This is a genomic window from Megasphaera sp. MJR8396C (assembly GCF_001546855.1).
Taxonomy (GTDB): domain Bacteria; phylum Bacillota; class Negativicutes; order Veillonellales; family Megasphaeraceae; genus Megasphaera.
In genome coordinates this window covers 13,720-39,414 of record NZ_KQ958154.1, presented here as the reverse complement: position 1 = coordinate 39,414, position 25,695 = coordinate 13,720, and the positions used below count along the sequence as shown (strand labels likewise).

The following is a 25,695-nucleotide window of genomic DNA, read 5'->3' as shown; positions in this document are numbered from 1 at the left end:
TCGGAGTATCCTGCCCGCATTTAGATGAACATGATCAAGCGCCTGCGCCGCAAATTTCTCATCATGGCCGTCATCGGCGTCCTGGTCGTCGTCGGCGGGGCCTTAGGGCTCATCAACGCCATTGCCTATATGCGCATGAACGCCCAGGTCATGTCCGTCCTGACCTATATCATCCATAATGACGGCGCCGTACCCCAGAAAATCGGCGGTGACGACAGCAGTTTCTTCAGCGACCCGTCGTGGACCGAAGAGACGCCGGAATTTGCTTACCAAATTCGATTTTTCAGCGTCCTGGTGAACGGCAGCGGCTATGCTGAACACATCGATATCCAGCACATTGCGGCATTTTCACAGCCGGAAGCCATCGAATACGCCCGAACGACCGTAGAAGAGTCGCGCGAGACCGGCCAGAAACAGGGCTTTTTCAAAAAAGGACGGGCGACCTATGCCTACATGATCAAGCCCAATGACGACGGCAGCTTCCTCATCGTCATCATGGACGCCACCCGCGATGCGGCGGCCGTTACGTCGTTTATGCGCTACTCGGCCTGGTTTGGCTTTGGCTGCATCGTCGTCTACATCCTCATCCTGGCCGGACTCTGCAACATTGCCATTCGGCCCTTCGTCCAAAATATGGAGAACCAGAAGCGGTTCATCACCAATGCCGGTCACGAACTGAAGACGCCGATTGCCATCATTTCCGCCAATGCCGAAGCCATTGAAATGCTGAACGGCCAAAGTCAGTGGACGGACAGTATCTTAAAGCAGGTCCGCCGCCTATCGAACCTCATTCAGGACCTGATCATGCTGTCTAAGATGGGCGAACGGTCGCAAGTCGACCTGGTCATTACCGACGTCAACTTCTCGGAAACGGTCAAAACCGTAGCCGACTCCTTCCAGCAGCTGGCCATCGACGCTGAAAAGACACTGACGACAGCCATTGCTGACAATGTCATGCTCAAAGGGGACAGTAAATGCCTCTATGAACTGGTCAATATCCTCGTCGATAACGCCGTCAAATACTGTGACGACGGGGGCAGCATCGAAGTGGCCCTGCGCCGGTCGCGGCTGGGAAATGGCGTCGTCCTCGACGTATCCAATACCTATGTCGATGGAGCCAACGTCGACTATTCCCGCTTCTTCGAGCGGTTTTATCGCGGCGACGTGTCGCATAACAGCCAAAAAGCCGGCTACGGCATCGGTCTGTCCATGGCCGAAGAACTGACCAAACTGATGGGCGGCAAGATCTTTGCCACCTATAAGGGGCAGCGAATTACCTTTACGGTCCGCCTGGGATAATCTTTTGTCCGATAAAAGCAGTATCTGTGCTATAATGGGGACATGACGAATTTTACGCAGGGGGGAAGACTATGGAAATGCAAATGGAATATATTCGGAAACTGCCGGAACCGCAAGAACTGATGGAACAGTTTCCCATCGACGACGAGGCCAAGGCCGTCAAACGAAAACGGGATGAAGCCATCAAAAATATCTTGTCGGGAAAGGACGACCGCTTTCTGCTCATCATCGGCCCTTGTTCGGCCGACAATGAAAGGGCCGTCCTCGATTACATCCACCGCCTGGTCAAGGTACAGGAGCAGGTAAAAGACCAGATCTTCATCATTCCCCGGGTGTACACCAGCAAGCCGCGGACCATCGGCGTCGGCTATAAAGGGATGCTCCATCAGCCCGATCCGGAAGGAAAGGAAGACATGTTGGGCGGCATCATCGCCATCCGTGAACTCAATACCCGCGTCGTCCAGGAAACAGGCTTTACCTGTGCCGAAGAAATCCTCTATCCGGAAATTTTCCGCTACTTATCGGACCTCCTGTCCTATGCCGCCGTCGGCGCCCGCTCTGTTGAAGACCAGGTCCATCGCATGATTGCCAGCGGTGTCGGTATTCCGGTGGGCATGAAAAATCCGACCTCCGGCGACATTTCGGTCATGCTCAACTCCATTGAAGCGGCCCAGCACTCTCAGGATTTCCTCTTCCGGGGCTGGGAAGTACGGACGACGGGAAACCCCATGGCCCACGCCATCTTAAGGGGGTACGTCGACAGCTTCGGCAACAGCCTGCCGAACTACCACTATGAAAACCTGCAGCGCTTGTATGAAGCCTACGGCAAACGCGACCTCGCTCATCCGGCGGTCGTCGTCGACGCCAACCACGCCAATTCGGGCAAACAGTATCTCGAACAGATCCGCATCGCTAAAGACGTCCTCCAAAGCCGTCGCCATGCGGCCGATATCAAAGGCCTTGTAAAGGGCTTGATGATTGAAAGCTATCTCGAAGACGGCTGCCAGAAAATCAGTGACGGCGTATACGGCAAATCGATTACCGACCCTTGCCTGGGCTGGGAAAAGACGGAACGCCTCATCTACGACATGGCCGACGTCTTATAAATTTATAGCAGGACATGAAAAAAGTCATCCTCATAGGATGACTTTTTTTAGAATGTATCGAGGAGTTGATAGCCTTTTCCCCGCAGGAAGGTTTCCGTTTCCATTTCCCGGGACTTGAAGATGGCCACCGGTGTGCCGGACTGGCGGTTATAGGAAATGTATAAGTAGTCGACGGCCACGTTGGCCTGGCAGAGGTGATCGAGGATTTTATCGAGGCAGCCCGGCGTATCGCCCATTTCGACGGCGACGACGCGGTCCAAATGGCATTGGTAGCCGGCTTTTCGCAGCTCCGATGCGGCCAGTTCCGGATCGGTGACGATGAGGCGGATGATGCCGAATTCGGCGCTGTCGTTAGCCAGCATGGTGTAGATATTGATATTGGCATCGGCCAGGACCGACGTCATCTTGCGCAGGGCGCCCTTGTTGTTTTCCGCAAAGACTGAGACTTGGTTGAGCATGAAATAAGAATCCCCTTTCACGATAAAATATATAGATGTGTTCTTATTTTATCATAAAAAGATAAGTTTGTACTAAGAAAAGAGCAGAGCTTCTCGAAATCATGGAAGAAATCTGCCGGTCCATATCGATTCGTGTTATAATAAAAGAAAGTGTACGAATCGGATGGGAGATGGGAATCATGCCCTTTTCTGTTTTTATTACGCTCTTTGTCATCATGTTGGGACTGACTAAACTCTATATATGGTTGTTTTCGATAGAAACGCCAATCTATGCCATTGGGGCGGCAGCATTGACCTTGAGCGCCATCTACCTGGCCCTCTTGCCGGGCATGAACAAAAGAGCTCAGGAAGAAGAGCAAAGAAAGGCCGAAGCTGAAAAAAAGGAGAAGGCTGTGTCTGAACTTCGCGAACCGTCTGCGGCAGTGCCGAAAGACGACGGTCATGATATGGGAACTGATGAGGCCTTTATGGCGGCCTTTACGGCGTCCATGATTTATCATGAAATCCACGGTCATCATAAGAGCCGGGAAGAACGGGACTATGACGGCAACTGGGATGCGCCCGATGACGACAGCTACTATGCCGACCCTTATGAGGAAAGCCGTGACGATGACTTTTTCTAAATCGATGGTACCGGGAGAGACCGCTTGCGGGCGGTCTCTTTTTGGCGTCAGTCTGTATCTCGAGGCCGGAATATGATATAATGATAACTCACTAGCAGCAAGCTATTTTGACCGAGTACGGTAAGGGAGGATTTTGGGGATGCGGCCTTTTGTTCATTTACATGTTCATACGCAGTACAGTTTATTCGATGGTTTGTGCAAGATTCCCGACATGGTATCGCGGGCGAAAGAACTCGACATGCCGGCTGTGGCCATTACCGATCACGGCAATATGTACGGCGTCATCTATCTCTATCGGGAGGCGAAAGCCCAGGGCATCAAGCCGATCATCGGCTGTGAAGTCTACATGACCCGCGGCAGCCGCTTTGAGAAAAAGACCAAGGAACGGCTCTGCCACCTGGTGCTATTGGCGAAAAATAATCAGGGCTATCATAACCTCATCAAGATCGTCTCCAAAGGCTTTGTCGACGGGGAAAATAACTATCACCGTCCGCGCGTCGACTTCGACCTCCTCGAGCAGTACCATGAAGGACTCATTGCTACGACGGCCTGCATCGAAGGTCAGGTCCCGCAGGATATCCTCAACCACAACGAACAGGGCGCCCGACGCACCCTCGACCAGCTGGTCTCGATTTTCGGCAAGGAAGACTTCTATTTAGAAGTCCAGAATCACGGCATTCCCGAAGAAAAGACGGTGCGCACGGTCTATAAGCGCTGGTCGCAGGAGTTGGGGCTGAAACTGGTGGCGACCAACGACTACCACTACATCGATCAGGCCGATGCGCCGGCTCAGGAAATCAAGCTCTGCATCTCGACGGGCAGCACCCTCGACGACCCGTCCCATTTCCGCTTCTATAATAATGAATTTTATATGAAGAGCGGCGATGAAATGGCCGACCTCTTTTCGGATATGCCTGAAGCCTTGGATACGACCTTGGAAATCGCCGATAAATGCAACGTCGACATCTCCTTTGACGATCGTCATCTGCCGCAGTTTCCCGTGCCGGAGGGTGAAACGGACTCGTCCTATCTGCGAAAGCTCTGCGAACAGGCCCTTTCTGAAAAATACGATCCCATTACGCCGGAAGTTAAAGAGCGACTCGATTATGAACTCGGCGTCATCGACACCATGGGCTTTCCGTCGTACTTCCTCATCGTCTGGGACTATGTCAAATACGCCCGGGATCACGCCATCCCTGTCGGCCCCGGCCGTGGTTCGGCCGCAGGCTCTGTCGTCGCCTACCTCCTGGGGATTACCGGCCTCGATCCTTTGAAGTACAATCTCCTTTTCGAACGTTTCCTCAATCCGGAACGCGTCACCATGCCCGATATCGATATGGATTTTTGTTATGAAAACCGCGGTCGGGTCATTCAGTACGTCACGAAAAAATACGGCATCGACCACGTTTCGCAGATCATCACCTTCGGGACCCTGGCAGCCAAGGCCGTCTTGCGCGACGTCGGCCGCGTCCTCGACATCCCTCTCAGCGAAGTGAACCGCATCGTAAAAATGGTGCCTAATGAACTGGGCATGACCCTCGATAAGGCTCTTCAGATGAGTAAGGAATTCCGCAGTGAATACGAATCCAATGACACGGTTCACCGCCTGGTTGACTTCGGTAAATCCCTCGAAGGGCTGGTCCGCCATTCGTCGACCCATGCTGCCGGTGTCGTCATTTCAGCAGCCCCCGTCGACGACTACGTCCCGGTCCAGCACTCTAAGGAAGGCGACCTTACGACGCAGTACGAAAAGGATCTCGTCGAAGACCTGGGCCTGCTCAAGATGGACTTTCTCGGCCTTCGGACCCTGACTGTCATCGGCGATACGGTCAAGATGATCAATAAGAACTACGGCATCGATTTTGACATCGACGCCATTCCCCTCGACGATCCGAAAACGTGTAAGCTTCTGACCGAAGGCGATACGGCCGGCGTCTTCCAGATGGAATCATCGGGGATCACCAACCTCGTCAAGGAACTGGCGCCGAAGCACTTTGAAGACATGATCCCCCTCGTCGCCCTGTACCGCCCGGGCCCGCTGGGCAGCGGCATGGTCGACGACTTCATCAAGGGCAGCCACGGACAAAAGAAGGTTACCTACCTGCACCCGAAACTGGAACCGATCCTAAAGGATACGTACGGCGTCATCCTCTATCAGGAACAGGTCATGCAGATCGCCTCGGCCTTAGGCGGCTTTTCCCTCGGCCAGGCTGACTTGCTGCGCCGGGCCATGGGCAAGAAGAAAGAATCGATCCTGGTAGCCCAGCGGGCCAACTTCCTCGAAGGGACGCGGAAGAATAATATTTCCGATGACATCGCCAATAAGATCTTCGACCTCATGGTCTATTTTGCCGGCTACGGCTTCAATAAATCCCACTCGGCGGCCTACGCCTACGTTGCCTGGCAGACGGCCTACCTCAAAGCCCATTACCGGGCCGAATTTATGGCCGCGACCATGACCAGCATGATCAACGACAGCAGCAAGATCAGCTATTACGTCGCCGAATGCCGCCGTCACGGCGTCAAGGTCTTATCGCCGGACGTCAACGACAGCGTTTCCATGTTTTCCGTTCAGAACGGAGCCATTCGCTTTGGCCTGTCCGGTGTCAAGAGCGTCGGCGGTAATGCCATCGATGCCATCGTAAAGGCCCGCGAAGAGGGGGGAGCTTTTTCGTCCCTCGGCGACTTTTGCAGCCGCGTCGACTATCACTTGGTCAATAAAAGAGCCCTTGAAAGCCTGATTAAATGCGGCGCCATGGATTCTTTCGGCAAGAAGCGGTCGCAGCTCATGGCCGTCATCGACCAGGCCGTGGCCATGGGGTCCCTCAGCCAAAAAGACTATGCGTCAGGCCAAATCGGACTCTTTGATGATACGGAAGAGGTCATGACTGACCTCGAATACCCCGATATTGAGGAATATCCCATTGAAATGCGCCTGGCCATGGAAAAAGAGTACGACGGCTTCTATTTCAGCGGCCACCCCTTGAGCAAGTATCAGGAAATCATGGACCGCCTCAGCCCCTTGTCGCTGCTCTACGGCGAAGATGGCCGGCAGTATGATGGCAAGATGCTACGCGTCGGCGGCCTGATTACGGCCAAGAAACAGGTCATGACCAAGCGCAATGAACAGATGGCCATCATCACCCTGGAAGACTTCACTCATGCCGTGTCGATTGTCGTCTTTCCTAAGACCTACGGCCGCTACCAGCAGTTCGTCGCCGTCGACATGGCCGTCTCCATTCGGGGACGTGCCGACATCAACGACGACAGCATTCAGATTTTAGCCGAAGAAGTGCAGCCCCTGGGGCAGGCCACGGCGGCATCGGATCCGCAGCCGGCACCGGTCGTATCGGCAGCCGCCGCCAGGGAAGCCGGGGACTATTGGCACCCAGGCATGGGAACGAAACTGTTCATTAAGATCCCGGCTCACCTCGAACGGACCGACCTTGCCAGCCGTATCGGCGGCGTCCTGAAAGAACACCCGGGGCAGGTCAAAGTCTATTTCCACCTCATGGGAAGCCGTAAGACGATCCTGACCGACCAGCAGTATTGGGTAGAAACGACGGAAGATTTGCGCCAGCCCTTGCAGGCCATGCTCGAACCGCGTTCTTTAGTCGTTAAATAAATAAAAGGTGAAGAAGGGAATCCTTCTTCACCTTTTATTTGACGTCATTTCAATTTTTGACTATGATAAAATTACATTAGATCTTTCAAGGCAGCATCAAGACAGCCTCTTTATAACACTAGAATTTTATGCAGCTACTCTATGGTTACTTTATGCGATCATAGAACCGAGCTGTCATGAGTAGAAATTATTCTAGCACTTAAATCATTACCTGGGTTATAAATAGATGATGGGAGTTTGCTGCGTTTTGGACGCCGGAAGTAAGGAAGTGTGAATATCATGGAAGCAAGGGAATGTATTTTACAAGGGCAGACGGCTCTGGGAATTGAGTTTGGATCGACGCGTATCAAAGCAGTACTGATCGATCAGGACGGTAAGGTATTGGCCAAGGGGAGTCACCGCTGGGAAAATTCCTTTGAACAGGGTGTTTGGACCTACCATCTGGAAGACATTCATCAGGGGCTGCGTCAATGTTATCGTGATTTGCGCCAACATGTGCGTGCTGCATATCAGCTGCCGTTGACCCAGATTGGGGCCATCGGCATCAGTGCGATGATGCATGGCTATATGGCTTTGAACGAGGATGGCAACCTATTGGCACCCTTTCAGACCTGGCGCAATACGAATACCGAGACGGCTGCCCAAGCGTTGACCGAGTACTTTCATTTCAATATTCCACAGCGTTGGACGATTGCCCATCTTTATCAATGCATGCTGGATAAGGAAGAGCACCTTTTTCATCTGGATTATCTGACGGTGTTAAGTTCGTACATTCATTGGCGGCTTACGGGAAAGCGCGTCGTCGGTATGGGGGATGCTTCGGGCATTTTTCCTGTGGATCCGCAAACGTTGGATTATGATGAAACGATGATTACGGCGTTTAATAAACTGCTGGCAGATAAGAATTACCCTTTTAAGAATGTCCGTGATATCCTGCCGCAGGTCCTGGCGGCCGGTACCCCAGCGGGGACGCTGACGGCAGAGGGGGCAGCCTTCCTCGATGATTCCAGGGAACTTTTATCGGGGATTCCCTTTTGTCCGCCCGAAGGCGATGCTGCGACTGGCATGGTGGCAACGAATGCCGTACGGGTTCATACGGGGAATGTCTCTGCCGGTACGAGTACCTTTGCCATGTTGGTTCTCGATAAACCGCTCCGTCGCGTCTATCCGGAAATCGACATCGTTGCGACGCCTTCCGGCCATCCGGTAGCCATGTCTCATGCTAATAATGGCACGACAGATCTCAATGCCTGGGTGGATATCTTCAAAGAATTTACGCAGTTAATGGGTGGGACTTATGATACGGATGAGATCTACCATGCCCTGTATCGACACTCTTTAAAGGGCGATGCCGATGCCGGGGGCTTATTGTCATACGGCTATTATTCAGGAGAAAACGTCACCCATTTTAACAGTGGCCGGCCGCTGTTGGTCCGCACGGCAGACAGTCGATTCAATCTGGCGAATCTTTTTCGCGTCAGTTTGTATACGTCTTTAGGCGCGGTCAAGATGGGACTGGATATCCTATTTCAGCAGGAACACGTGAAAGTCGATTCGCTGACGGCACATGGCGGGCTTTTTAAGACCAAAGGAGTGGCCCAGCGGTATTTGGCCGCCGCTGCGGGTGTCCCCGTTACCGTCATGGAGACGGCGGACGAAGGAGGCGCCTGGGGCGAAGCGCTGTTGGCAGCGTATATGCTGACAGGGAAAGAAAGAGGATGGACTCTTGAGGATTATTTGACAGAAGAGATCTTTAAGGGTGCGATAGGTGAGACACTGACGGCGACGTCAGCGGAGATTGCCGGTTTTGAAACATTTATGGAGCGGTATCGTGCGGGTCTCATGCTGGAGCGGGCAGCCATACAGACCGTTTCCTGGTAACCGCTGATTATAAATGGTATAAAACAAGGGAGAGGCTAAAAGGCTTCTCCCTTATTTTATGGGCGCTCCCATATCACCGTTTATGGCAATTTCACTGCCTGTAAGGGTGGCGCCGTTCATGAGCTATTTAAAGTGCAAGCTTAGATTCAGGATTATTGACCGCCGCGAGGATCTAAAAAACAAGAGCCCCTGTGAGGAGGCTCTTGTAATCGAAAGGTGATGCCAGATTTTTTTCGTTCATATTCTCCCGTGGTTCCTTATGATTGCGGGTCGGCGATGATTTGAGCTAAGACGACACGGTACTTATCGTTGTACTTTCTCATGCAGGCGTTGATTTCCCGGCGGATGCGGGCGATGTTTTCTTTGTTGTACTCGTCGGGCGGCACGTGGATGTCACAGATGATGTTCAGTCGGGCGTTTCCCGAGGTCATGCGCAGGTGGTCCGTATGGTAGCGCGGATATTTTTCGTGGACGATATGGTCTAAGACGTGGCGGATGGCGTCGATCTTATCCGGATCGGTACACAAGGGATCCATGTGGATGTTGATATCCATTTGGTAGCGGGCCTTTAATTCGTCTTCCAGGACGTCGAGGGCGGCGTGGACGTCGGCCAGGTTGGCCGTGTCCGGGACTTCGGCGTGGAGGGTACCGAACATCCGGCCCGGGCCGTAGTCGTGGATGCGGATGTTGTGGATGCCGACGACGTATTGGCATTTTAAGGCACTTTCTACGATGCCGTTGACGATTTCCGGATCCGGCGCCTTGCCGAGGAGGATGTTGATGACGTCTTTGGCAATGCCGTAGCCGGCGTACATGATCATCAGGCCGATGGCCGTGCCGGCAGCGGCATCGACGGGAAGGGTCGTAAACTGCTGGGCGAGGGTCGTCACTAAGACGCCCGTCGTAGCTACGGCGTCGGTGATGCTGTCGGCGGCCGTGGCTTCATTGACGCTGGAGTTTATTTTCTTTCCGATGTAGCGGTTATAGACGCACATCCAGACCTTGACGGCAATGGAGATGATGAGGATGCCCAGGCTCCAATAGGAAAATTCAATGGCTTCTGGTTCGAAGAATTTTTCAATCGACGTTTCGCAGAGCTTATAGCCGACGACGAGGATGATGATGGCAATGGTAAGCGACGCCAGGTACTCAAAGCGGCCGTGGCCGAAAGGGTGCTCTTTGTCGGGCGGACGGTTGCTCAGTTTGGCGCTGATGATGGAAATGAAGGAGGAACCCATGTCGGTCAGGTTGTTGAAGGCATCGGACAGGATCCCGATACTGTTGCTGGCCATGCCGACGATAAATTTACTGACGAAGAGGAAAAGATTACAAATGATGCCTAAGACGCCGCCGAGGATGCTGTATTGTTCACGGACTCGTTTATTGTCTGTGTCTTCATAGTTTTTGATGAAGCGGCGTATGATAAATTCAGTCATATCGATTCACCTGACTTTCTGATTTCCTCTATTATATCAGAGTTGGCGCAAGATACAAGAGATAATGAAAATGCAAATGAGAATAATGAAAATGCGAAAAAATCATAATATTATCGAAAATGGGAATAATTATTACCTCTAAGGGGAGGGGAAATTGCAATTCCTCTTAATTTCGATATAATAAAGATGAAGTTCAGAAAATGGCTGAAAATGATAAGCCTTATACACAGGGAGGAACTATGGAGAAAAGAAAAGCCTTGATTTTTGATATGGATGGGACTATGTTTGATACGGAACCCATTTCTTACCGTTTCTGGCGTGAGATATCGGCCCGCTACGGCTACGATTTGGATCGGACCGTCTTTGACCAGATGCTCGGCCGTGATGACCTTCGCATCAAACCCCTTTGCGAAGCTGCTTTCGGACCAGACTATCCTTATGAAAAGGTCGTCCAGGAAAAAGTGGCGGCGCAGATGGAATATTACAAAAGTCATGACATTCTTTGCCACAATGTCAAGTGATGAATTAAAAAAAGCTATCAAAGAAATCCTTCTTCGATAGCAGCGTATTCAACATCTATTCACATTTCCTGCCTTGCGTTCTTCGAGCTGATGAAATATAATAAGAAATGTTGTCGGAGGTGCGAATATGGACTACATGACGCTCAAAGAGGCAAAGGCCGATTGGCTCATTGGCATTAACGCGACCCGCCTTTTCTCTATCCTCTACCATAAAACATTGAATGTCGGCAGAGTGCAAACGCCCACCCTTGCTATGCTGGTAAACCGCGACTATGCAATCAGCAGCTTTAAGAAAGAGAAATATCATGTCGTCCGGCTGGACGTTGGCGGCGTTGCCGCCCTTTCCGAAAGGCAGGACGACGAAGCGGCGGCGCGGCAGATGAAAGCGGCTTGCGAGAAATCGCAGGCCGTTTGTACTTCCCTTAAAAAAGAGAAAAAGACCGCAGCCCCGCCGAAACTGTTTGACCTCACCGCCTTGCAGCGGGAAGCAAACCGTTTGTATGGGTTTACGGCGAAACAGACCCTTGACTATGCGCAAGCCCTTTATGAAAAACGGCTTTTGACCTATCCCCGCACCGACAGCAAATATATCACTTCCGATATGGAGGGCAGCACAAAGGAACTTATCACCGGCCTTTACCGAGTACGGCTATATCGTGGAAAGCGGCGACGAGTGGGAACGGCAGTTTGAGGGGCGCGAAGTGCCGGAAGAATACCGCATTATGAGTTACCCGCAGCCGGAGCGCGGCGAACAGGACAAAGCCTATATGGACGCAGCCGAAACGCAGCAAGCAGACGCACAGGCCGCAGAGCCGCAGCAGCCCCGCCCCGTCGTCCCCATTATCCTTACTTCCGAAAAGCCCGCCGAAAAGGTAAAGGAGATCACCGCGCGTTTGGAACAGGGCGTACAGGCGATTTTTGACAGCGACCGCTACAAAGAGTTTCTAACCGCTATGTCAAAGTTCCATGATTATAGTTTGAATAACACTAGCTTTGCTTGTTGGAATGGTACTTTTTGTAGTCAACGAAGCTAACCGCGTTGAAAATCAAGTGATTATGCAGATGGTCTTTATCGACGTGAGTTGTCAAAACAAACTCATACTTGCCGCCTAATACCGCCCCGGCAAGTTCCATGCCGATTTTGTGCGCTTCTTCCGGTGTGGTTTCTCCCACCGCAAAGGATTGTATCAAGTGCCGCCCTAAATGTGTGCCGCGATCTCCGGCAGCTTCCCGCGTCCATGCAAACTCAATATCGGCGGTTTCCAGCCCGCAGCCGAAAGAGGACGCAAGCAGCTTCCCGTCTGTCTTTTCGGGATTTAAGATATAGTCTATCGCAGCCTTTAAGGTTGATTTAATAGGGTGCGTCTTTGTAACCGCCATATCTCGTCCACCGCCTTTTTAATGTCCTCTATATCCTGCCTGTAAACCGTCCCCGTCGCATTGGCGCGTTTTGCAATTTGGTTGATGTTCCGGCTCACCGCTTGCAGTTCCCGGATATATGCTTTTGTGTCGCTTCGGTCAACGACAAGAATATACCCGTCTATCGCCATTTTACGGAAGTATGCCCCATACTGCTTTATGGGAAGCTGCTTCATCTTCTCGTCGATCAGCCGCTTTTCTTCTTCCGTAACGTAAAACTTCATCTGTATATTTCTCTTTCGGTTTTCCATTTCCGCACCGCCTTTCGGTATAAGGGTTTGGGATTATCCCAACAAGCATTTTCCGCAAACGGGTACTCGTTTGCTGTGCTTGCTATCTACTCCATACCCCCACCGAAAGGCGGTATTTGTTGCGCGTTCCTTTGATTTTGGACGCAAAAAAAGATTGCAGCCGCCATGCGCTGCAATCTCCCGATTTCTCATATTGTGAGGTTAATCCTCTGCTTTTTCGACTTCCGTTATCTCCCTTGCTGTTGCGGTTACAATCCGTATGCCTTTATCGCTCATACCGTCCAGCAGCGCGTCAAGCTGCCGCCGCCCGGTGGATTTCTCCGCATTGCTGTTCGGGAAGAAAAATTGATCTACCGAAATATGATACCGGGTTACAAGGTCATAGAATACCTGTAAACTCGGCTGTTGTCCCTTGTTCTCGATATTCGCAAGGTAGCGCGGGGAAATATATAACTCGTCGCTTACCTTTTTGCGGCTCTCGCCGTATTCATTTCTCGCGGCTTTTATAGCTGCCCCGAAAGCCTTAAAGTCGTACAATGGTACGGGTCTTTTTGCCATTTTCATTCACCCTGTTACATTTTACAGTTCACCTTTCTTTTTGGATATGTCCACACAATTCATATCATTAGGTTAAATACTTCCTGTTGTGTATTGACAGTAGACTGATTTTCTGATAAAATAAAATTTATGTAAAAGGAGGCGGCGTTTATGTTGCATAGCATGCGTATTAGATAAGCATTGAAAAAAAGGATTTTCCCATTTTCAACATGGGCTTTTTTGTCATGCTTATTTTGCGGATGCTATACAAAAAACTAACGACGTATAGATATAGTATAGACATAGTGCAAGCTATGCCTTAGTTTTGTTGTACTGCTCTGTGCATTATAAATGCAGGTCAATGCTCATGTTGAGGATTGACCTGCATTTTTTTGTGTAAAAAGGACGAGTGAAATATAATGCTTAAAAAATATTGGATAAAATGTCCGATTTGTAACGGAAAGACGAGAGTTCAAGTATTTCATAATACTGTATTAAAAGATTTTCCTCTTTTCTGCCCTAAATGCAAATTGACGCATATCATTGATGTAGAAAAATTAGAGATTGTAATCAAAAATACAGAAAAACAAACTTTTATTATTTAGAAGAAAGGATATAAAAATGAAACGTTTACCTAAATATACGCCTGCGGAAGTACGGAATGATCCATACGGATTTACTTACAAAGAAATGTCGGAAGTTATTGGCGAGAATGAAGCAAAAGCCTTATATGAAGAATTATATAAGCAATTACCACGCAAAAAAAATCTATCAATGTTGGTAAAAAATATTTGCAAAAGCAGTGATACTGAAAAGTATGTTTACGAACTGAAAGACAACAAATACATTGAAACGGTTTTTATCAAGCGGCGAGATGGTGGAACTGTTTGCGTGAGCACACAAGTCGGTTGTCCTGTTGGTTGTATTTTTTGTGAGTCCGGGCGAAATGGCTTTGTTCGTAATCTAACATCGTCAGAAATCGTACAACAGATTATATTGTTGCGTCGAAAAGTAAACCGTATCGTTTTTATGGGTATGGGAGAGCCTTTATTCAATTATGACAACTTGATAAAAGCAATCCATATTCTCCGAGATAGATATGGGCTCAACTTTCCAACCGACGGCATTACCATATCAACAGTTGGTCCGGTTGATCAATTAAAAAAATTGCGCGAGGAACATCTTAAAATTCAGTTGACAATATCTTTACACGCAGCAACACAATCTGCAAGAAATCGTATTATTCCTCACATGCGCATATATGCTATTGAAGATGTTGTTAAGCAAGCCTTATCCTATTCTGAAAGGCATAATCGCAAAATTGTCTTTGCGTATTTGCTTTTACCGGGTATAAATGACCGGCCCTCAGATGTAAGACAACTTGCAAAATGGTTTCGGGGCAAAAAAGTTATGATTAACGTGTTACAATACAACCCAACAAGCAATTCAAGAATTAAAGCACCACAGAAACGGGAAATAGTTGCATTCAAACATCAATTAGAGCAAGCAGGACTTGAAGTTACTATGAGAGTTTCTCATGGCAGAGAGATTAACGCGGCTTGTGGACAGTTAGCTAACACATATAATAAATTCAAAAAAAAATGATTAAAAGTGCCAGACGCATAGACGCAGAGCCGATAACGCATTAGGTCAAAAAACCTATGTGTTATCGGCTTTTTTATTTAATATTGCGCAAAAGCCGCTGTTCCCTATTATAGAATGGATTGCGGGTAGTGTATTAAAGTCGCCCTTTTTTAAGGATACGGCGGTATCGGGGAGGTATCGCCGTGTCCATTTTTATTTACTGTAACCCGCCTAATGCTTTGCGGTCAAAAAAAGCTATGCTCCGCAAGCGGGATATTCCGGCTATGAATGTGAACTGTCAATACATTTAGCTACTGCTTACATTTCCTTTGCGCCCGTCCGCGTCTTGCGGACGGGCGCATTTTGCTTTTTTCAACTTTTTTCTGAAAAGCGCACTCAAGAGCCATCTCCCGAACGGGTACGGAGCGAAAGGGGCAGAGAGGACAAAGCCTATTGTTCTTTGACAAAGAAAGCGGCCTTTGGTGCGCAGCATAACAGGCAAACGGGTACATTCCGTCTGTACCGAGCCAGTCGGCGGGTACGCCATGACAGCTTTTCCCCATAGGGGAAAAGCCGAGCGAGAACTACCGCGCCGTAAAACAGGTTTAGCAGCTTGTGGGCGACGACATACAAGGCGGCACAATGATACTCCCGCGTTGAACACCCTCAAAGTATTGCGCGGCGCACCCATAAGCATGGGCCGGGGTGAAACTCCCGTGAGGTTGCAGCTAACAACCGCCCGTTTTTGCCTTTTGACGAATATAGTTTATCCATACAGGAAAAGGAGGTTTTTCTAATGGATAAAAAACAGACAATTACAACCGAACGCAAAATAGGGAAAATCACCTATCTTGTTCAAGCGTTGCCGAGTGAAAAGGCAACCGATACAATCCATAAAAAGATTGAGAAACTCATTGTAAAGGATTTGCAGAAAAAGCCCGGAAATCCGGGATTTTTAGCGTCCGAGTAGTGCATTAGGCGGCGGGATATGGTATAATGATAGCAACACATTATACCTGTTTATTCGGCTGTCGGAAAGGAGGACTAATGTTACAGTCGAATAAAATCACCGCCCTTTACTGCCGTTTAAGTCAAGAGGATATGCAAGCCGGAGAAAGCGGAAGCATACAGCACCAAAAAATGATACTTCAACGCTATGCGGACGAACACCATTTTTTGAACACAAAGTTTTTTGTGGACGACGGATTTTCCGGCGTGAGTTTTGAGCGCGAGGGGCTGCAAGCGATGTTGCAGGAAGTGGAAGCCGGACGAGTGGCGACGGTCATTACCAAAGACCTTTCCCGTCTTGGCAGAAACTATCTGAAAACGGGCGAACTCATAGAGATTGTATTTCCCGAAAACGGAGTACGCTATATCGCGATCAACGACGGAGTTGACACAGCGCGGGAGGATAACGAGTTTACCCCCTTGCGGAACTGGTTTAACGAGTTTTACGCCCGCGACACAAGCAAGAAAATCCGCGCAGTTAAACAGGCACAGGCGCAAAAAGGCGAGCGCGTCAACGGGGAATATCCATACGGCTATATCCCAGACCCGAACAACCGCCACCACCTTATACCCGACCCGGAAACCGCGCCGATTGTCAAACAGGTTTTCGCTATGTTTGTTAGCGGCGTGCGTATGTGCGAAATCCAAAAATGGCTTGCGGAAAACAAAGTCTTGACGATTGGAGCGTTGCGCTATCAGCGTACAGGACAGGCGCGGTATCAGCGGGCAATGATCGCCCCCTATACTTGGCCGGACAAAACGCTCTATGACATATTAGCAAGGCAGGAATATTTAGGGCATACCATAACCGCGAAAACTCACAAGGTATCCTACAAGTCGAAAAAGACCCGGAAGAACGAAGAAGAACAACGCTATTTCTTCCCAAACACCCATGAGCCGCTTGTTGACGAGGAAACCTTTGAACTTGCGCAAAAGCGGATTGCTACCCGCCACCGCCCGACAAAAGCAGCGGAGATTGATATTTTTTCCGGCTTGCTGTTTTGCGCTGGTTGCAGACATAAGATGTATTACCAACAGGGCGTAAATATCGAGCCGCGCAAGTTTTCCTATTCTTGCGGCGCATGGCGCAACAGGGCAAGGACAGGCAGCGAGTGTACCTCTCATTATATCCGCAAAAACGTACTTCTTGATTTAGTGCTGGAAGATATGCGGCGGGTTTTGCGGTATGTTAAGGAACACGAACAGGACTTTATCTGTAAAGCTACCGAGTACGGCGACATGGAAGCGAGAAAGGCATTAGCGCAGCAGCAAAAGGAACTTTTCAAAGCACAGGCGCGTATGACCGAACTTGACACGCTTTTCCGCAAGCTGTATGAGGACAACGCATTAGGCAGACTGACAGATGAACGGTTTGTGTTTCTAACTTCCGGCTATGAGGACGAAAAGAAATCCCTTGCCGCAAGGATAGACGAGTTACAACAGCAGATCGCAACCGTTACCGAGCGAAAAAGGGATATATCAAGGTTTATTCAGATTGTCGGGAAATACAGCGACATACAGGAATTGACCTATGAAAACGTCCATGAGTTTATCGACCGTATTTTGATACATGAATTAGACCGGGAAACCAACACCCGGAAAATCGAAATCCATTATAGCTTTGTCGGACAGGTTGATACCGAGCAGGAGCCGACGCAAGTTGTCAACCATGACCGCCGCAACATGGTAGATGTAAAAAGTATCGCTATCTAACCCCAGCAAAAAAGGGGCCTGAAATGAAAGAGTACACGCTAATTATCAAGGGAGAAATGGATTTTATCATCTTATCTCCGCAGGTGCTTTCTTCCCTGATTACTCAAATCCATAACAGCCCGGAGCGAAAAGTTGTGGTAAGTATTGAGAGCATCATGCCACCAAAGTTTACCGACTATCTGCTTCGGGTAATCAATAGCAACCGCTTTAGCAATGAACGGTTCCGCTATCGCTACATTTTAGAAAATCCTGTTACAAAGAAAGGGATGTATGAGATTTTACGGCAACAGCTTTCCCGCACCAATACGGAGCGATTTCCTTGTTTTCAGACCATACAATTGACCGACACTTTCCAGGGTAATGTGGAGCTGGACATGGAGTGCAACGATCTGTTCTTTTGGGCTTGCAAAGATACAGCAGCAAAGTTTGTTTACACGTTCCCGGATGGACGGGAGGAAACACTGGTGATTGAATACTGAATGAGAAAAGCCCCATCCCTCAATGGTTGAGAGATGGGGCAAACTATTTACGCTGCAATCTCCGGGATTTCCCCGACAAAGTTATAAACAATTCTGACTTCCTGCACCTTCTGACCGTCCACCTTCTTAACCTCGCCGATCAGGATTTTGCTGATAAGCCGGTTCAGTACGGACTCGTCCAGTTCCGCAATGGCGGCATAGCGCCGGATTTCCTTGATAAAGGTTCGGACTTCGCTTTCCTGTGCGTCCGCCCGGCTCTGCATCACCGCCAGATCGTGCAGGCGTTTCTGATTGGCTTCCTGCTCCTGTTCCAGCGCCGCCGTCAGCTTCATAAACCGCTGCTCGGTGAGGACGCCTTTGGCCTTATCGGTGTACAGGCTCAAAAACATCCCGTCAATTTCCTGATTCCGGTCTTCCAGCCGTTTCCGTTCCTTCTCTGTCTGGGAAGCGTCCACCAGATACCGGCGCTCCATCCGGCTGCTGAGCCGCTGGTAGAACGCATCGGCGTCCTTCATGGCCTGCGCCGCCAATTCCTGTATATCCTTCAGCACCAGATTGTACAAATCCCTTGCCTCAATCTTGTGGCTGGTACAGGCGTTCTTGCCCAGCCGGTTGTAAGTCTGGCAGATATAGTATGCCCTGTCAATCGGCTCCCGCATTTCGCCGGTGAAGCGGTTCTTCCCGGTTCTGCCGACCTTTTCATACCGCACCTGCATGGACTTCCCGCAGGTGGCGCAGTAGACAAGCCCGTGGAACAGGTTATAGAAGGGGCAGGCGTTGCCTTTCATAATGGTTGGCCTGCGGTCAATGATGTCCTGTACCTGTTCCCATTCCTCCGGCGTCACAATCGCTTCGTGGCAGCCCTCGATGACCTCCCAATCCTCACGGGGGATAATGTCATAAGTGTTGGAGCGGATGCCTTTCTGGTGTGTCCGGCAGACAAGATGTGCGCCTTTATAAAAGGGATTTCTCAGGATATGGCTGATCCTTGCGCTCCCCCATGAATAGTAGTTCACGTCACATTCTGTATTGCTTTTTACTCTGGTGATGGGGATTTTATCATCCATGAGCTGCTTTGCGATCCGCATACAGCCCCAGCCGTCCAGTGCCATATCATAGATTTTTCGGATCACCGGCGCAGTCTCCGGGTCAAGGATCAGATGCCCTTTGTCCTCCGGGTCACGCATCAGGCCAAGAGGCGGCTGCCCGCCGCAGAACTTTCCCTGCCGGGAACGGGTCATGCGTCCCGCCAGCACCTTTTTGGAAATATCCCGGCTGTACATATCGTTCAGGATATTCTTAAAGGGCGTGATGTCCATTTCCTGACGGGTCAGGCTGTCCACACCGTCCGTGACGGCGATATAGCGTACATTGTGTTTGGGGAAAAAGATTTCGATATAGCTGCCAGCTTCGATATAATTCCTACCGAGCCTCGATAGGTCTTTCGTGATGACGCAGCCGATTTTCCCCGCCTCAATGTCAGCGATCATGCGCTGGAACGAGGGGCGGTTGAAATTGCGACCCGTATAGCCGTCATCCACATAATACTCATACTGGAACATCCCATGCTTTTCTGCGAAGTCCCGGAGCATGAGTTTCTGGTTGCTGATGCTCATGCTCTCATTGTCGCCGCCGTCATCCAGAGAAATACGGCAGTAGAGAGCGGTGATTTTTTCATAGACTTGTTTTTTCCTGCTCATAGCGTTCTCCTTCTATGAACAGGGACACGATACCATTATAGTACCATGTCCCCGTCCCTGAATCAACCGTTTTTACGCAGCTTTTTCTGCCATTTCCCGCTGATGACGCCATTCCTCGAAGTGTTCGCAGGTCTGGCGCTCAATGAGCTGCTCAAAGGCTTCCCGCATGGACTTCTCCCCGGAGAACTCCCGCACCACCACAAAACGGACTTTATTCTTCTGATTTTTGCTTTTTTCCATAGGCTACCTCCATAGAGAGACAGGCCGAACGGCAGCACCGGCAACGAAGTCCGGCAACGAACCTCTAAAAACCTGTAAACTACCGTCTGGCCTGCAAATCTTACTTTGTGAATTTTCTTGAAAAATCTCGTTGCTTTCGTTGCCGGAGATAATGATAAATATTAAAATATCCCTTATTTACTGGTTTTTTCCGTATCCAGACAGGGAAATCCCCGGCAACGAACCCGGCAACCAAGTGGCAACCATCCCGGCAACAGACCGCCATTTTCAGGCGATCCACTCCTTCGGAAGCTCCAACTGGCGGCATTCTTCCTCGCTCAGTTCCACAAATCCATCTTCGTTGCCGGGCAGTTCGTTGCCGGAAACGTCCCGTTCCCAGCCCTTCTGCCTGCCGTATCCGGCGAACATCCTCGGATTGGAGAATGGCTTCCAGCCCGTCACCACTGTATTCATGATCTCGTTGATATTGTGAAGCTGCCACCGCTTCGGCTCGTCATAGGTGTGGCCCAATGCCTCCTTAAAAAGCTGTTTGGAACAGACCATGCTGCCGGTATAATGTTCCAGAAAGCCCTGTATTTGACCGGCCTCCGTGTCCTCCGGCATGAAATCTTTCTGCACCTCCACAAGCTGCCGCTGGATGGACTTGCTGAATTTCATGGAATACTTCCCGCTGCGGTAGATGGTCATGGCCTCCGCCCAGACCTGCAACAGGTAGGCTCTGGAAGCGTCCTCGTCCTCCAAAATGTGAACCTCCGCTTTCTCCGGGTAAATCATGATGGGAAGGAAACGCCGGTTCCCGGCCCGGTCAAGGGGCAGGAAGTCCAGCGTGTTGGATGAACCGCCGAACACGCACTGCCGCAGCCGGTCTTTGGGCTGGGCCTCATAGGGTGTGCGGTAGGTTTCCTTCTGGCGACTGATGAACGAGCGGATTTCCTCTATGCTTTTGGCGCTGCTGGTGGCCAGCATCTCTGACATCTCAATGATCCAGTGGCCTTGCAGCTTCAAAAATACCCGGTCATCGTCCAGCTTTTTCAGGTCATCGGAGAACCACTCGTCCCGGATCGCCAGCAGGCGGAAGAAGCTGGACTTGCCAGCCCCCTGTCCGCCCACCAGACAGAGCATTTCCTCGTATTTGGAGCCGGGAGAAAACACCCGCCGGATGGCTCCCAGCAGGAAGTGTTTTAACATTTCCTCTACATAATCGCTGACTTCTGCACCTAAGAAGTGATGGAGACAGGAGCGGATGCGGGGCGTCCCGTCCCACACAAGGCCGTTCAGCACGTCCTGTATGGGATGGTAGCAGTTCTCATTCGCCACGATGGAGAGCGCCGCCGTCATTTTCTTCTCGCTGGTTAGGCCGTAGTTCTGCTCAAAATAGAGAAGCAGATACTTCACATCCGTATCCGTCAGGGCGCTGGTGTTCCTGCGCCAGCCCAAATCCCGCACGATGTCCACCCGGTCAGTCAGGAGGTTCAGCCGGATGGCGTCCCGCAGGAGAGGGTCATGGCAGAACACCGTCCGGCAGTTGCCGATGGTGTTGGCGGGCTGGCCCTTCTCCGTGACAGAAAGGCCTTCCCGCACCTCGTCAACGCTCTGCTCCGGCGCTAAAGCTTCGGCTGCGCTCATGACGGCCTGCCGGGTGGCTGGCGGTAAACTCTGATATTCGCTGCTCAATCTTCCTCACCTCTTTTCCATACTCAGCGACCACGCAGGCCCGTTCCTCCATACTGCCGGACAGCAGAATATCCAGCAGATACTCCGTGTACGGCTTTTTTTGCAGGGCCTCCACAAACAGCGGGTTCCATGCTTCCTCCAGCGTCTGCGGGGCATATTCCTTCTCCCAGCGTTCCAGCAGATGCAGATAATCGCACAACACCCGGAAACATTTCTGTTCCGCCTGCCGGTAGCGCAGTTCCTCGCTGATTTTTCGCTTGACCGGCTTCCTGCGGGGCGGGTCATGGCCTTTAGCGTCAAAGCCGACCGAGAAATCCTCCGCCAGCTTCAAGGCCGCATCTTTCTTGTTCAGCCCGAACAGACGGGCGGTAAAATCAATCACATCCCCGTCCGCCTGACAGCCGAAGCAGTGGAACCGGCGGTCAACCTTCATGCTGGGATGTTTGTCATCATGGAAGGGACAGCAGGCCATCCCGTTCCTGCCGAGCTGTATCCCATAAGATTCCGCAGCCTGCCTTGTGGGGACAGCCTGCTTCACCGCTTCAAACACATTCGATTTTCTCACCTCCAGACAGAGAAAAAGGCATCCGGTTTTCACAGAAAATCAGATGCCTTACAACTCTATATCGTTCTTTTTGGTCGGGGCGATTCGCCCCTCACGTTCCCAACGCTCCCGGTTATCCCGGTCAGCGTTAATTTTTGCCTTTGCCAGAATATCCATAATGGATTCTTTGGCTTTCTTCTTGACCTGCTCCTTCCCGGCTTGCTTGACTTCCGGCTGCATCAGCGTCCGCTGGATTTTCGCCAGAGCGTGCTGCATGGCGTTTTTGATTTTGGTAATGACCCCATCCAGACGCTCAGCGGCATACTCACGTTCCTTCTTTGGAGCTTTGCGCTCCGGCGAAAGCACCCATTTTTTCGATTCCTCCACCAGACGAATATCTTCCTTGTGCGTCTCCTGCCGGACGGTATCGGTCACCACCTCCACCGCCTTGTCATAGGCCGCATCGGAAACATCATCTAACAGTGTCTCCACGTCCTCAATTTTGAGCGTCAGTTCTTCCAGCTTCTGCTCCTGCGCCGCCAGTTGCTCCTTCTGTTTCATCAGGATATAATCCTGTTTTTCCAGATAGTCCCGCCCGCCGTAGGACGGCTCCTGATCCAGATGTAGCCCATGCCGTCTGGCGATGTCAAACAGAATCGTCCGGCAAACCGCATCAAAGGTCTGCTTGCGGTTGTTGTTCCGGCCTTTGGGCTTCTCAGGGTTTGGGAGAGGGATGCCCAGTTCTTCCAGCGCCTTTTCCTGCTGGGGACACAGTTCCCCGTAGCGGTTCTCACAGTCAAAGACGTGCCGCTCATGGATGTGGGGCGTCCCCTCGTCCAGATGGAGCGCCCAGTCCAGGATGTGGATATGGGAACCGAAGCGGCGCTCAAATTCCTCATAAAACTCATTGACGATGGAAAAAAGCGTGTCCGGCGGGACGGATTCTCCCATCGTGCCGATCTGGTAGATGCTTTCCTCCGGGCAGGTCTTGTTGTTTTTCAGCAAGTCCTCCACGGTGCGGTTGCGCTCCGTGTGCCGGGTTTTCTCATTCCGGGCGTTCTGGGCCTCCACATGGCCGCCGTAATGCTCGTAGTAGTACATCCGCTCGATTTCCTCAAAGCTGAAATCCGGCTGCTCCGGGTTCTCCCGGAACTCGTGTGTCGTAAAGCCCCGGTAGCAGTCCCAGTAGACATTTTGCCTTGCCCGTTCTGCGTCAATGTGTTCGCTGTTCTCCACATCGAACCGGCGGTCATTGTGGCGGGGATTATAGGTGCCATGCTTGCCGGAGCGCCCATTGTGTCGTGTCAGTTTCAAACAGATTTCCTCCTTCCTGCGAAGATGTTCTGGGGCCGGGGAAGGGGCGGCGAAGCCGCAAATCCTGCGAATTTTGCGTCAGGTAATACCCAGTACGAGTTGACGCAGGCATCAACTCTCCCTGGGCAAGGCGTTTCACCCTTGACCCGATGGGGCGGCTGCCCTCAACCCGCCAAGGCACTTCGTCCTTGACCCGATAATGGCTGCCGCCCTTAACCTGCCAATGGGCGTTGCCCCTTGACCCCAGCAGTGCGCTGCCGCCCCTGCACCCCGGCACAAAGGGCTGGCTGCCCTCTGTACTCCCGCACCGGCGAAGCTGGCTTCCACCGAAGAAGCGGTGTTTGCCAGTTTCACCGGCTCCGTATCCGCACATTTGCACCCATAGGCGGGGAATGGATACGGAATACGCCTGCGGGGATTGCCGGTCAAAACAGCGGGTGCAGACCCGTCATTTTTTCCGTAAACGCCCCGGTTTCAGGCGATTTTTTCTTCCGCCCCTACCACCTGAAAGCCATGCTCTTTTGCGTAGGCGCTGGCAGCGGCTTTCCGTTCCTCGCTGTACGGCGGCACCAGCCGGATCGACAGCCGGGACTTGTCCAGCACATAGGTCACGCTGCCCTCCGGCGTGCTGCGCTCCAATCGGCACAGCAGCGGGTACTTCCGGCTGAAATCAGCCAGCCTGCGCTTCAAGCTGGCGTTGAAGGTGTAGATGCTGGCAAGGTTCTCCGCCTCGTTCCAGTTGATGATGGTTTCTTTCTCATACTTAGACAGCTTCCTCATACAGATCCTCCTCATAATCAGTGTAAGATTTCAGCACACGCAGGCTGCGCTTGAGACGGCGGTACTCGTCCATCTCCATGCGCAGATGGTGGTAAAAATCCTCGTACCAGCTTTCGCCCACCTCCGTCTCCACCTTCCGGGCCAGCCCCAGCATCCGGCGTTTGGCCTCCGGGTCAACTGTCAGTGCCGTCAGCCATTTCAGCCGTGTCACTGTATTGTGATGGCTGGGACAGCCGTAAGCGTAGAGAATCTTCTTTTCTTTCATACTCAGTGTCATAATGATTTCCTCCGTTTCTTTGCTGCGGAGCCATGCGCCCCGCATGATTGATAAACTTGTTTCTGTCTGCCGGTCTGCCTGCAAGCCGCTCCTGCCCGGAATTTTTCCCGGCGTATTGGCCTCTTTGGTGCGCTCGATTTCTGTCCTGGCGTCACTTCCCCGGAGGCCATACCCCCTTGCAGCCGGTCATTCGATTTTCAAGGTTCTGTGCCTGTCTGCAAGAACCAGTTTACCGAAAAAAGAGGCTCTTTCCCGTATATCCAAAACGTCGGAAAAACGCTTGAAATCCGCATATTTCCACGCTTATGGAATCGTGCTATAATGGGTGTAATCACTGAAAAACGATAACGAGAGAGGGGGCTTTGGATGTACGCAAAGCTGACAATCCCGGAGCGGCTCAAAGACCTGCGGGTGGTGGACAAGCACCTGACGCTGGAACAACTGGCGGAGCAGACCGGCCTGTCTAAATCCGCGCTGGGAAAATACGAAACCGATGACTACAAGGACATCAGCCCGTTTGCGATTGCAACGCTGGCGGACTTTTACGGCGTGTCCACCGACTATCTGATGGGGCTGACGGAAAATAAAAATCACCCAAACACAGAACTTCAATCTCTGCATCTGAGTGATGATATGGTGGAACTTTTGAGCAGCGGCAAAATCAACAACCGGCTTCTCTGCGAACTGGCTACCCACCCGAATTTCCGGCGGCTGATGATAGATATGGAAATCTGCATCGACCAGATCGCCAATATGCGGGTGGAGCAGATGAATCTGGTGTTGGAGGCCACCCGGCAGACCGTCATGAGCAAGTATGCGCCCGGAGAAGATGACCTCTATATGCGGACGCTGGAACTGGGGCAGGTGCAGGAAAGCGATTTTTACAGCCACGTTATGCACGATGATCTGGACAGCATCGTCCGGGACATCCGGGAAGCACACCGCAAGGACAAGACCACCGCCGACCCGCAGCCCACGCTGGATGATGTGAAGAAAAAATTTGAGCAGGCCATAGGACAGGGCAGCGATACAGAAATGCTGATCCACGAGTTCTGCGATAAGTTGCAGATACCCTTTGAGAAGATTTCCTCGGAGGACTTCTCGGCGTTCCTGCGGATACTGAGCCTGTCCAAGCAGCTCAAAAGCCCCAACAATATGAGAGGAAAGGCCAGCCCCATCCCGCCCAACCGCAAGGCCAGACGTAAGCGGAAGTGAAATTGAGCGGC

General features: G+C 51.2%; 23 protein-coding genes and 3 pseudogenes. 14 read left to right on the top strand and 12 right to left on the bottom strand.

Going from position 1 to position 25,695, the window contains the following annotated elements:
• Nucleotides 1-24 precede the first annotated feature (24 nt).
• On the top strand, nucleotides 25-1,299 hold the full coding sequence (locus HMPREF3201_RS02660) for a sensor histidine kinase (protein WP_062411610.1): 1,275 nt from the start codon (nucleotides 25-27) through the stop codon (nucleotides 1,297-1,299).
• Nucleotides 1,300-1,370: 71 nt separating this feature from the next.
• Nucleotides 1,371-2,405 carry a 3-deoxy-7-phosphoheptulonate synthase gene (locus tag HMPREF3201_RS02655; protein ID WP_062411609.1) on the top strand — a complete coding sequence of 345 codons (1,035 nt, stop codon included), beginning with the start codon at nucleotides 1,371-1,373 and terminating at the stop codon, nucleotides 2,403-2,405.
• A gap of 47 nt (nucleotides 2,406-2,452) precedes the next feature.
• Here the strand turns inward: HMPREF3201_RS02655 and HMPREF3201_RS02650 are convergent, their stop codons facing one another.
• Entirely contained in the window at nucleotides 2,453-2,863 is a 411-nt protein-coding gene (locus HMPREF3201_RS02650; RefSeq protein WP_062411608.1) for an amino acid-binding protein, read from the bottom strand.
• A gap of 179 nt (nucleotides 2,864-3,042) precedes the next feature.
• Here HMPREF3201_RS02650 and HMPREF3201_RS02645 point away from each other — a divergent pair, with 179 nt between their 5' ends.
• From HMPREF3201_RS02645 to HMPREF3201_RS02635, 3 genes are all read left to right on the top strand, one after another.
• The gene (locus HMPREF3201_RS02645; protein ID WP_062411607.1) at nucleotides 3,043-3,486 is read left to right on the top strand and encodes a hypothetical protein; all 444 of its coding nucleotides are present in this window, start codon (nucleotides 3,043-3,045) and stop codon (nucleotides 3,484-3,486) included.
• A gap of 139 nt (nucleotides 3,487-3,625) precedes the next feature.
• Nucleotides 3,626-7,111, top strand: a complete 3,486-nt coding sequence (locus tag HMPREF3201_RS02640) for a DNA polymerase III subunit alpha (protein WP_062411606.1) — start codon at nucleotides 3,626-3,628, stop codon at nucleotides 7,109-7,111.
• Between the two features lie 279 nt (nucleotides 7,112-7,390).
• A complete protein-coding gene (locus HMPREF3201_RS02635; protein ID WP_062411605.1) occupies nucleotides 7,391-8,992 on the top strand; it encodes a xylulokinase in 1,602 nt (533 codons plus the stop codon).
• A gap of 257 nt (nucleotides 8,993-9,249) precedes the next feature.
• On the opposite strand, the gene HMPREF3201_RS02630 is transcribed toward HMPREF3201_RS02635, so the two are convergent.
• Nucleotides 9,250-10,428, bottom strand: coding sequence for a cation diffusion facilitator family transporter (locus HMPREF3201_RS02630; RefSeq protein WP_062411604.1), 1,179 nt, complete (start codon nucleotides 10,426-10,428; stop codon nucleotides 9,250-9,252).
• A gap of 239 nt (nucleotides 10,429-10,667) precedes the next feature.
• On the opposite strand from HMPREF3201_RS02630, the gene HMPREF3201_RS02625 reads away from it, so the two are divergent.
• The 3 genes and pseudogenes from HMPREF3201_RS02625 to HMPREF3201_RS02615 all read left to right on the top strand — a co-directional run.
• The gene (locus HMPREF3201_RS02625) at nucleotides 10,668-10,949 is read left to right on the top strand and encodes an HAD family hydrolase (protein WP_156423314.1); all 282 of its coding nucleotides are present in this window, start codon (nucleotides 10,668-10,670) and stop codon (nucleotides 10,947-10,949) included.
• Nucleotides 10,950-11,091: 142 nt separating this feature from the next.
• Nucleotides 11,092-11,586: pseudogene (locus tag HMPREF3201_RS02620) on the top strand (DNA topoisomerase); the annotation flags it as partial.
• A pseudogene (locus HMPREF3201_RS02615) lies at nucleotides 11,582-11,959 on the top strand (antirestriction protein); the annotation flags it as partial. The pseudogenes HMPREF3201_RS02620 and HMPREF3201_RS02615, both read left to right, overlap by 5 nt.
• Here HMPREF3201_RS02615 and HMPREF3201_RS11315 read toward each other — a convergent pair.
• From HMPREF3201_RS11315 to HMPREF3201_RS02605, 3 genes and pseudogenes are all read right to left on the bottom strand, one after another.
• Nucleotides 11,940-12,329 (bottom strand): annotated as a pseudogene (locus HMPREF3201_RS11315) (relaxase/mobilization nuclease domain-containing protein); the annotation flags it as partial. The pseudogenes HMPREF3201_RS02615 and HMPREF3201_RS11315 sit on opposite strands and share 20 nt — an antisense overlap.
• On the bottom strand, nucleotides 12,290-12,619 hold the full coding sequence (gene mobC, locus HMPREF3201_RS02610; RefSeq protein ID WP_002584958.1) for a plasmid mobilization protein: 330 nt from the start codon (nucleotides 12,617-12,619) through the stop codon (nucleotides 12,290-12,292). The gene mobC and the pseudogene HMPREF3201_RS11315, both read right to left, overlap by 40 nt.
• 201 nt (nucleotides 12,620-12,820) lie before the next feature.
• Nucleotides 12,821-13,177 carry a helix-turn-helix transcriptional regulator gene (locus HMPREF3201_RS02605; RefSeq protein ID WP_002584957.1) on the bottom strand — a complete coding sequence of 119 codons (357 nt, stop codon included), beginning with the start codon at nucleotides 13,175-13,177 and terminating at the stop codon, nucleotides 12,821-12,823.
• Between the two features lie 398 nt (nucleotides 13,178-13,575).
• On the opposite strand from HMPREF3201_RS02605, the gene HMPREF3201_RS11310 reads away from it, so the two are divergent.
• The 5 genes from HMPREF3201_RS11310 (at nucleotide 13,576) to HMPREF3201_RS02590 (ending at nucleotide 17,940) form a co-directional block, all read left to right on the top strand.
• A complete protein-coding gene (locus HMPREF3201_RS11310) occupies nucleotides 13,576-13,761 on the top strand; it encodes a cysteine-rich KTR domain-containing protein (protein ID WP_003431289.1) in 186 nt (61 codons plus the stop codon).
• Nucleotides 13,762-13,777: 16 nt separating this feature from the next.
• Nucleotides 13,778-14,761: a 23S rRNA (adenine(2503)-C(2))-methyltransferase RlmN gene (gene rlmN / locus HMPREF3201_RS02600; protein ID WP_002584956.1), complete on the top strand. Its 984-nt coding sequence runs from the start codon at nucleotides 13,778-13,780 to the stop codon at nucleotides 14,759-14,761.
• A 775-nt stretch (nucleotides 14,762-15,536) separates the two neighbouring features.
• Complete coding sequence (locus HMPREF3201_RS11300) at nucleotides 15,537-15,710, top strand: transposon-encoded TnpW family protein (RefSeq protein WP_002604472.1); 174 nt, start codon at nucleotides 15,537-15,539, stop codon at nucleotides 15,708-15,710.
• Between the two features lie 77 nt (nucleotides 15,711-15,787).
• Nucleotides 15,788-17,461, top strand: a complete 1,674-nt coding sequence (locus tag HMPREF3201_RS02595; protein ID WP_002604471.1) for a recombinase family protein — start codon at nucleotides 15,788-15,790, stop codon at nucleotides 17,459-17,461.
• A gap of 23 nt (nucleotides 17,462-17,484) precedes the next feature.
• Complete coding sequence (locus HMPREF3201_RS02590; RefSeq protein WP_009901261.1) at nucleotides 17,485-17,940, top strand: hypothetical protein; 456 nt, start codon at nucleotides 17,485-17,487, stop codon at nucleotides 17,938-17,940.
• Between the two features lie 47 nt (nucleotides 17,941-17,987).
• Here the strand turns inward: HMPREF3201_RS02590 and HMPREF3201_RS02585 are convergent, their stop codons facing one another.
• From HMPREF3201_RS02585 to HMPREF3201_RS02560, 7 genes are all read right to left on the bottom strand, one after another.
• On the bottom strand, nucleotides 17,988-19,640 hold the full coding sequence (locus HMPREF3201_RS02585; protein WP_012816204.1) for a recombinase family protein: 1,653 nt from the start codon (nucleotides 19,638-19,640) through the stop codon (nucleotides 17,988-17,990).
• 72 nt (nucleotides 19,641-19,712) lie between these two features.
• Nucleotides 19,713-19,880: a hypothetical protein gene (locus tag HMPREF3201_RS11850; RefSeq protein WP_009891878.1), complete on the bottom strand. Its 168-nt coding sequence runs from the start codon at nucleotides 19,878-19,880 to the stop codon at nucleotides 19,713-19,715.
• 267 nt (nucleotides 19,881-20,147) lie between these two features.
• Nucleotides 20,148-21,506, bottom strand: coding sequence for a virulence-associated E family protein (locus tag HMPREF3201_RS02580; RefSeq protein ID WP_062411602.1), 1,359 nt, complete (start codon nucleotides 21,504-21,506; stop codon nucleotides 20,148-20,150).
• Nucleotides 21,466-22,152 carry a CHC2 zinc finger domain-containing protein gene (locus tag HMPREF3201_RS02575; protein ID WP_062411601.1) on the bottom strand — a complete coding sequence of 229 codons (687 nt, stop codon included), beginning with the start codon at nucleotides 22,150-22,152 and terminating at the stop codon, nucleotides 21,466-21,468. The genes HMPREF3201_RS02580 and HMPREF3201_RS02575 overlap by 41 nt, the downstream gene beginning before the upstream one ends.
• 15 nt (nucleotides 22,153-22,167) lie before the next feature.
• The gene (locus tag HMPREF3201_RS02570) at nucleotides 22,168-23,412 is read right to left on the bottom strand and encodes a plasmid recombination protein (RefSeq protein ID WP_062411600.1); all 1,245 of its coding nucleotides are present in this window, start codon (nucleotides 23,410-23,412) and stop codon (nucleotides 22,168-22,170) included.
• 474 nt (nucleotides 23,413-23,886) lie between these two features.
• Nucleotides 23,887-24,192: a hypothetical protein gene (locus tag HMPREF3201_RS02565; RefSeq protein ID WP_055220683.1), complete on the bottom strand. Its 306-nt coding sequence runs from the start codon at nucleotides 24,190-24,192 to the stop codon at nucleotides 23,887-23,889.
• Complete coding sequence (locus tag HMPREF3201_RS02560) at nucleotides 24,176-24,457, bottom strand: hypothetical protein (protein WP_231726822.1); 282 nt, start codon at nucleotides 24,455-24,457, stop codon at nucleotides 24,176-24,178. Before HMPREF3201_RS02560 ends, HMPREF3201_RS02565 begins: the two co-directional genes overlap by 17 nt.
• A gap of 378 nt (nucleotides 24,458-24,835) precedes the next feature.
• On the opposite strand from HMPREF3201_RS02560, the gene HMPREF3201_RS02555 reads away from it, so the two are divergent.
• Complete coding sequence (locus HMPREF3201_RS02555) at nucleotides 24,836-25,684, top strand: helix-turn-helix domain-containing protein (RefSeq protein WP_060776046.1); 849 nt, start codon at nucleotides 24,836-24,838, stop codon at nucleotides 25,682-25,684.
• Nucleotides 25,685-25,695: the final 11 nt, after the last annotated feature.

Excerpts from the sequence above, each read along its gene's own strand:
- HMPREF3201_RS02605 (WP_002584957.1), bottom strand. The coding sequence starts at position 13,177 with ATGGCAAAAAGACCCGTACCATTGTACGACTTTAAGGCTTTCGGGGCA.
- HMPREF3201_RS02555 (WP_060776046.1), top strand. The coding sequence starts at position 24,836 with ATGTACGCAAAGCTGACAATCCCGGAGCGGCTCAAAGACCTGCGGGTG.
- rlmN (WP_002584956.1), top strand. The coding sequence starts at position 13,778 with ATGAAACGTTTACCTAAATATACGCCTGCGGAAGTACGGAATGATCCA.
- HMPREF3201_RS02650 (WP_062411608.1), bottom strand. The coding sequence starts at position 2,863 with ATGCTCAACCAAGTCTCAGTCTTTGCGGAAAACAACAAGGGCGCCCTG.
- HMPREF3201_RS11300 (WP_002604472.1), top strand. The coding sequence starts at position 15,537 with ATGGATAAAAAACAGACAATTACAACCGAACGCAAAATAGGGAAAATC.
- HMPREF3201_RS02655 (WP_062411609.1), top strand. The coding sequence starts at position 1,371 with ATGGAAATGCAAATGGAATATATTCGGAAACTGCCGGAACCGCAAGAA.
- HMPREF3201_RS02590 (WP_009901261.1), top strand. The coding sequence starts at position 17,485 with ATGAAAGAGTACACGCTAATTATCAAGGGAGAAATGGATTTTATCATC.
- HMPREF3201_RS02640 (WP_062411606.1), top strand. The coding sequence starts at position 3,626 with ATGCGGCCTTTTGTTCATTTACATGTTCATACGCAGTACAGTTTATTC.
- HMPREF3201_RS02595 (WP_002604471.1), top strand. The coding sequence starts at position 15,788 with ATGTTACAGTCGAATAAAATCACCGCCCTTTACTGCCGTTTAAGTCAA.
- mobC (WP_002584958.1), bottom strand. The coding sequence starts at position 12,619 with ATGGAAAACCGAAAGAGAAATATACAGATGAAGTTTTACGTTACGGAA.
- HMPREF3201_RS02625 (WP_156423314.1), top strand. The coding sequence starts at position 10,668 with ATGGAGAAAAGAAAAGCCTTGATTTTTGATATGGATGGGACTATGTTT.
- HMPREF3201_RS02560 (WP_231726822.1), bottom strand. The coding sequence starts at position 24,457 with ATGAAAGAAAAGAAGATTCTCTACGCTTACGGCTGTCCCAGCCATCAC.
- HMPREF3201_RS11850 (WP_009891878.1), bottom strand. The coding sequence starts at position 19,880 with ATGGAAAAAAGCAAAAATCAGAAGAATAAAGTCCGTTTTGTGGTGGTG.
- HMPREF3201_RS02585 (WP_012816204.1), bottom strand. The coding sequence starts at position 19,640 with ATGAGCAGGAAAAAACAAGTCTATGAAAAAATCACCGCTCTCTACTGC.
- HMPREF3201_RS02580 (WP_062411602.1), bottom strand. The coding sequence starts at position 21,506 with ATGAGCGCAGCCGAAGCTTTAGCGCCGGAGCAGAGCGTTGACGAGGTG.
- HMPREF3201_RS11310 (WP_003431289.1), top strand. The coding sequence starts at position 13,576 with ATGCTTAAAAAATATTGGATAAAATGTCCGATTTGTAACGGAAAGACG.
- HMPREF3201_RS02635 (WP_062411605.1), top strand. The coding sequence starts at position 7,391 with ATGGAAGCAAGGGAATGTATTTTACAAGGGCAGACGGCTCTGGGAATT.
- HMPREF3201_RS02630 (WP_062411604.1), bottom strand. The coding sequence starts at position 10,428 with ATGACTGAATTTATCATACGCCGCTTCATCAAAAACTATGAAGACACA.
- HMPREF3201_RS02645 (WP_062411607.1), top strand. The coding sequence starts at position 3,043 with ATGCCCTTTTCTGTTTTTATTACGCTCTTTGTCATCATGTTGGGACTG.
- HMPREF3201_RS02660 (WP_062411610.1), top strand. The coding sequence starts at position 25 with ATGAACATGATCAAGCGCCTGCGCCGCAAATTTCTCATCATGGCCGTC.
- HMPREF3201_RS02565 (WP_055220683.1), bottom strand. The coding sequence starts at position 24,192 with ATGAGGAAGCTGTCTAAGTATGAGAAAGAAACCATCATCAACTGGAAC.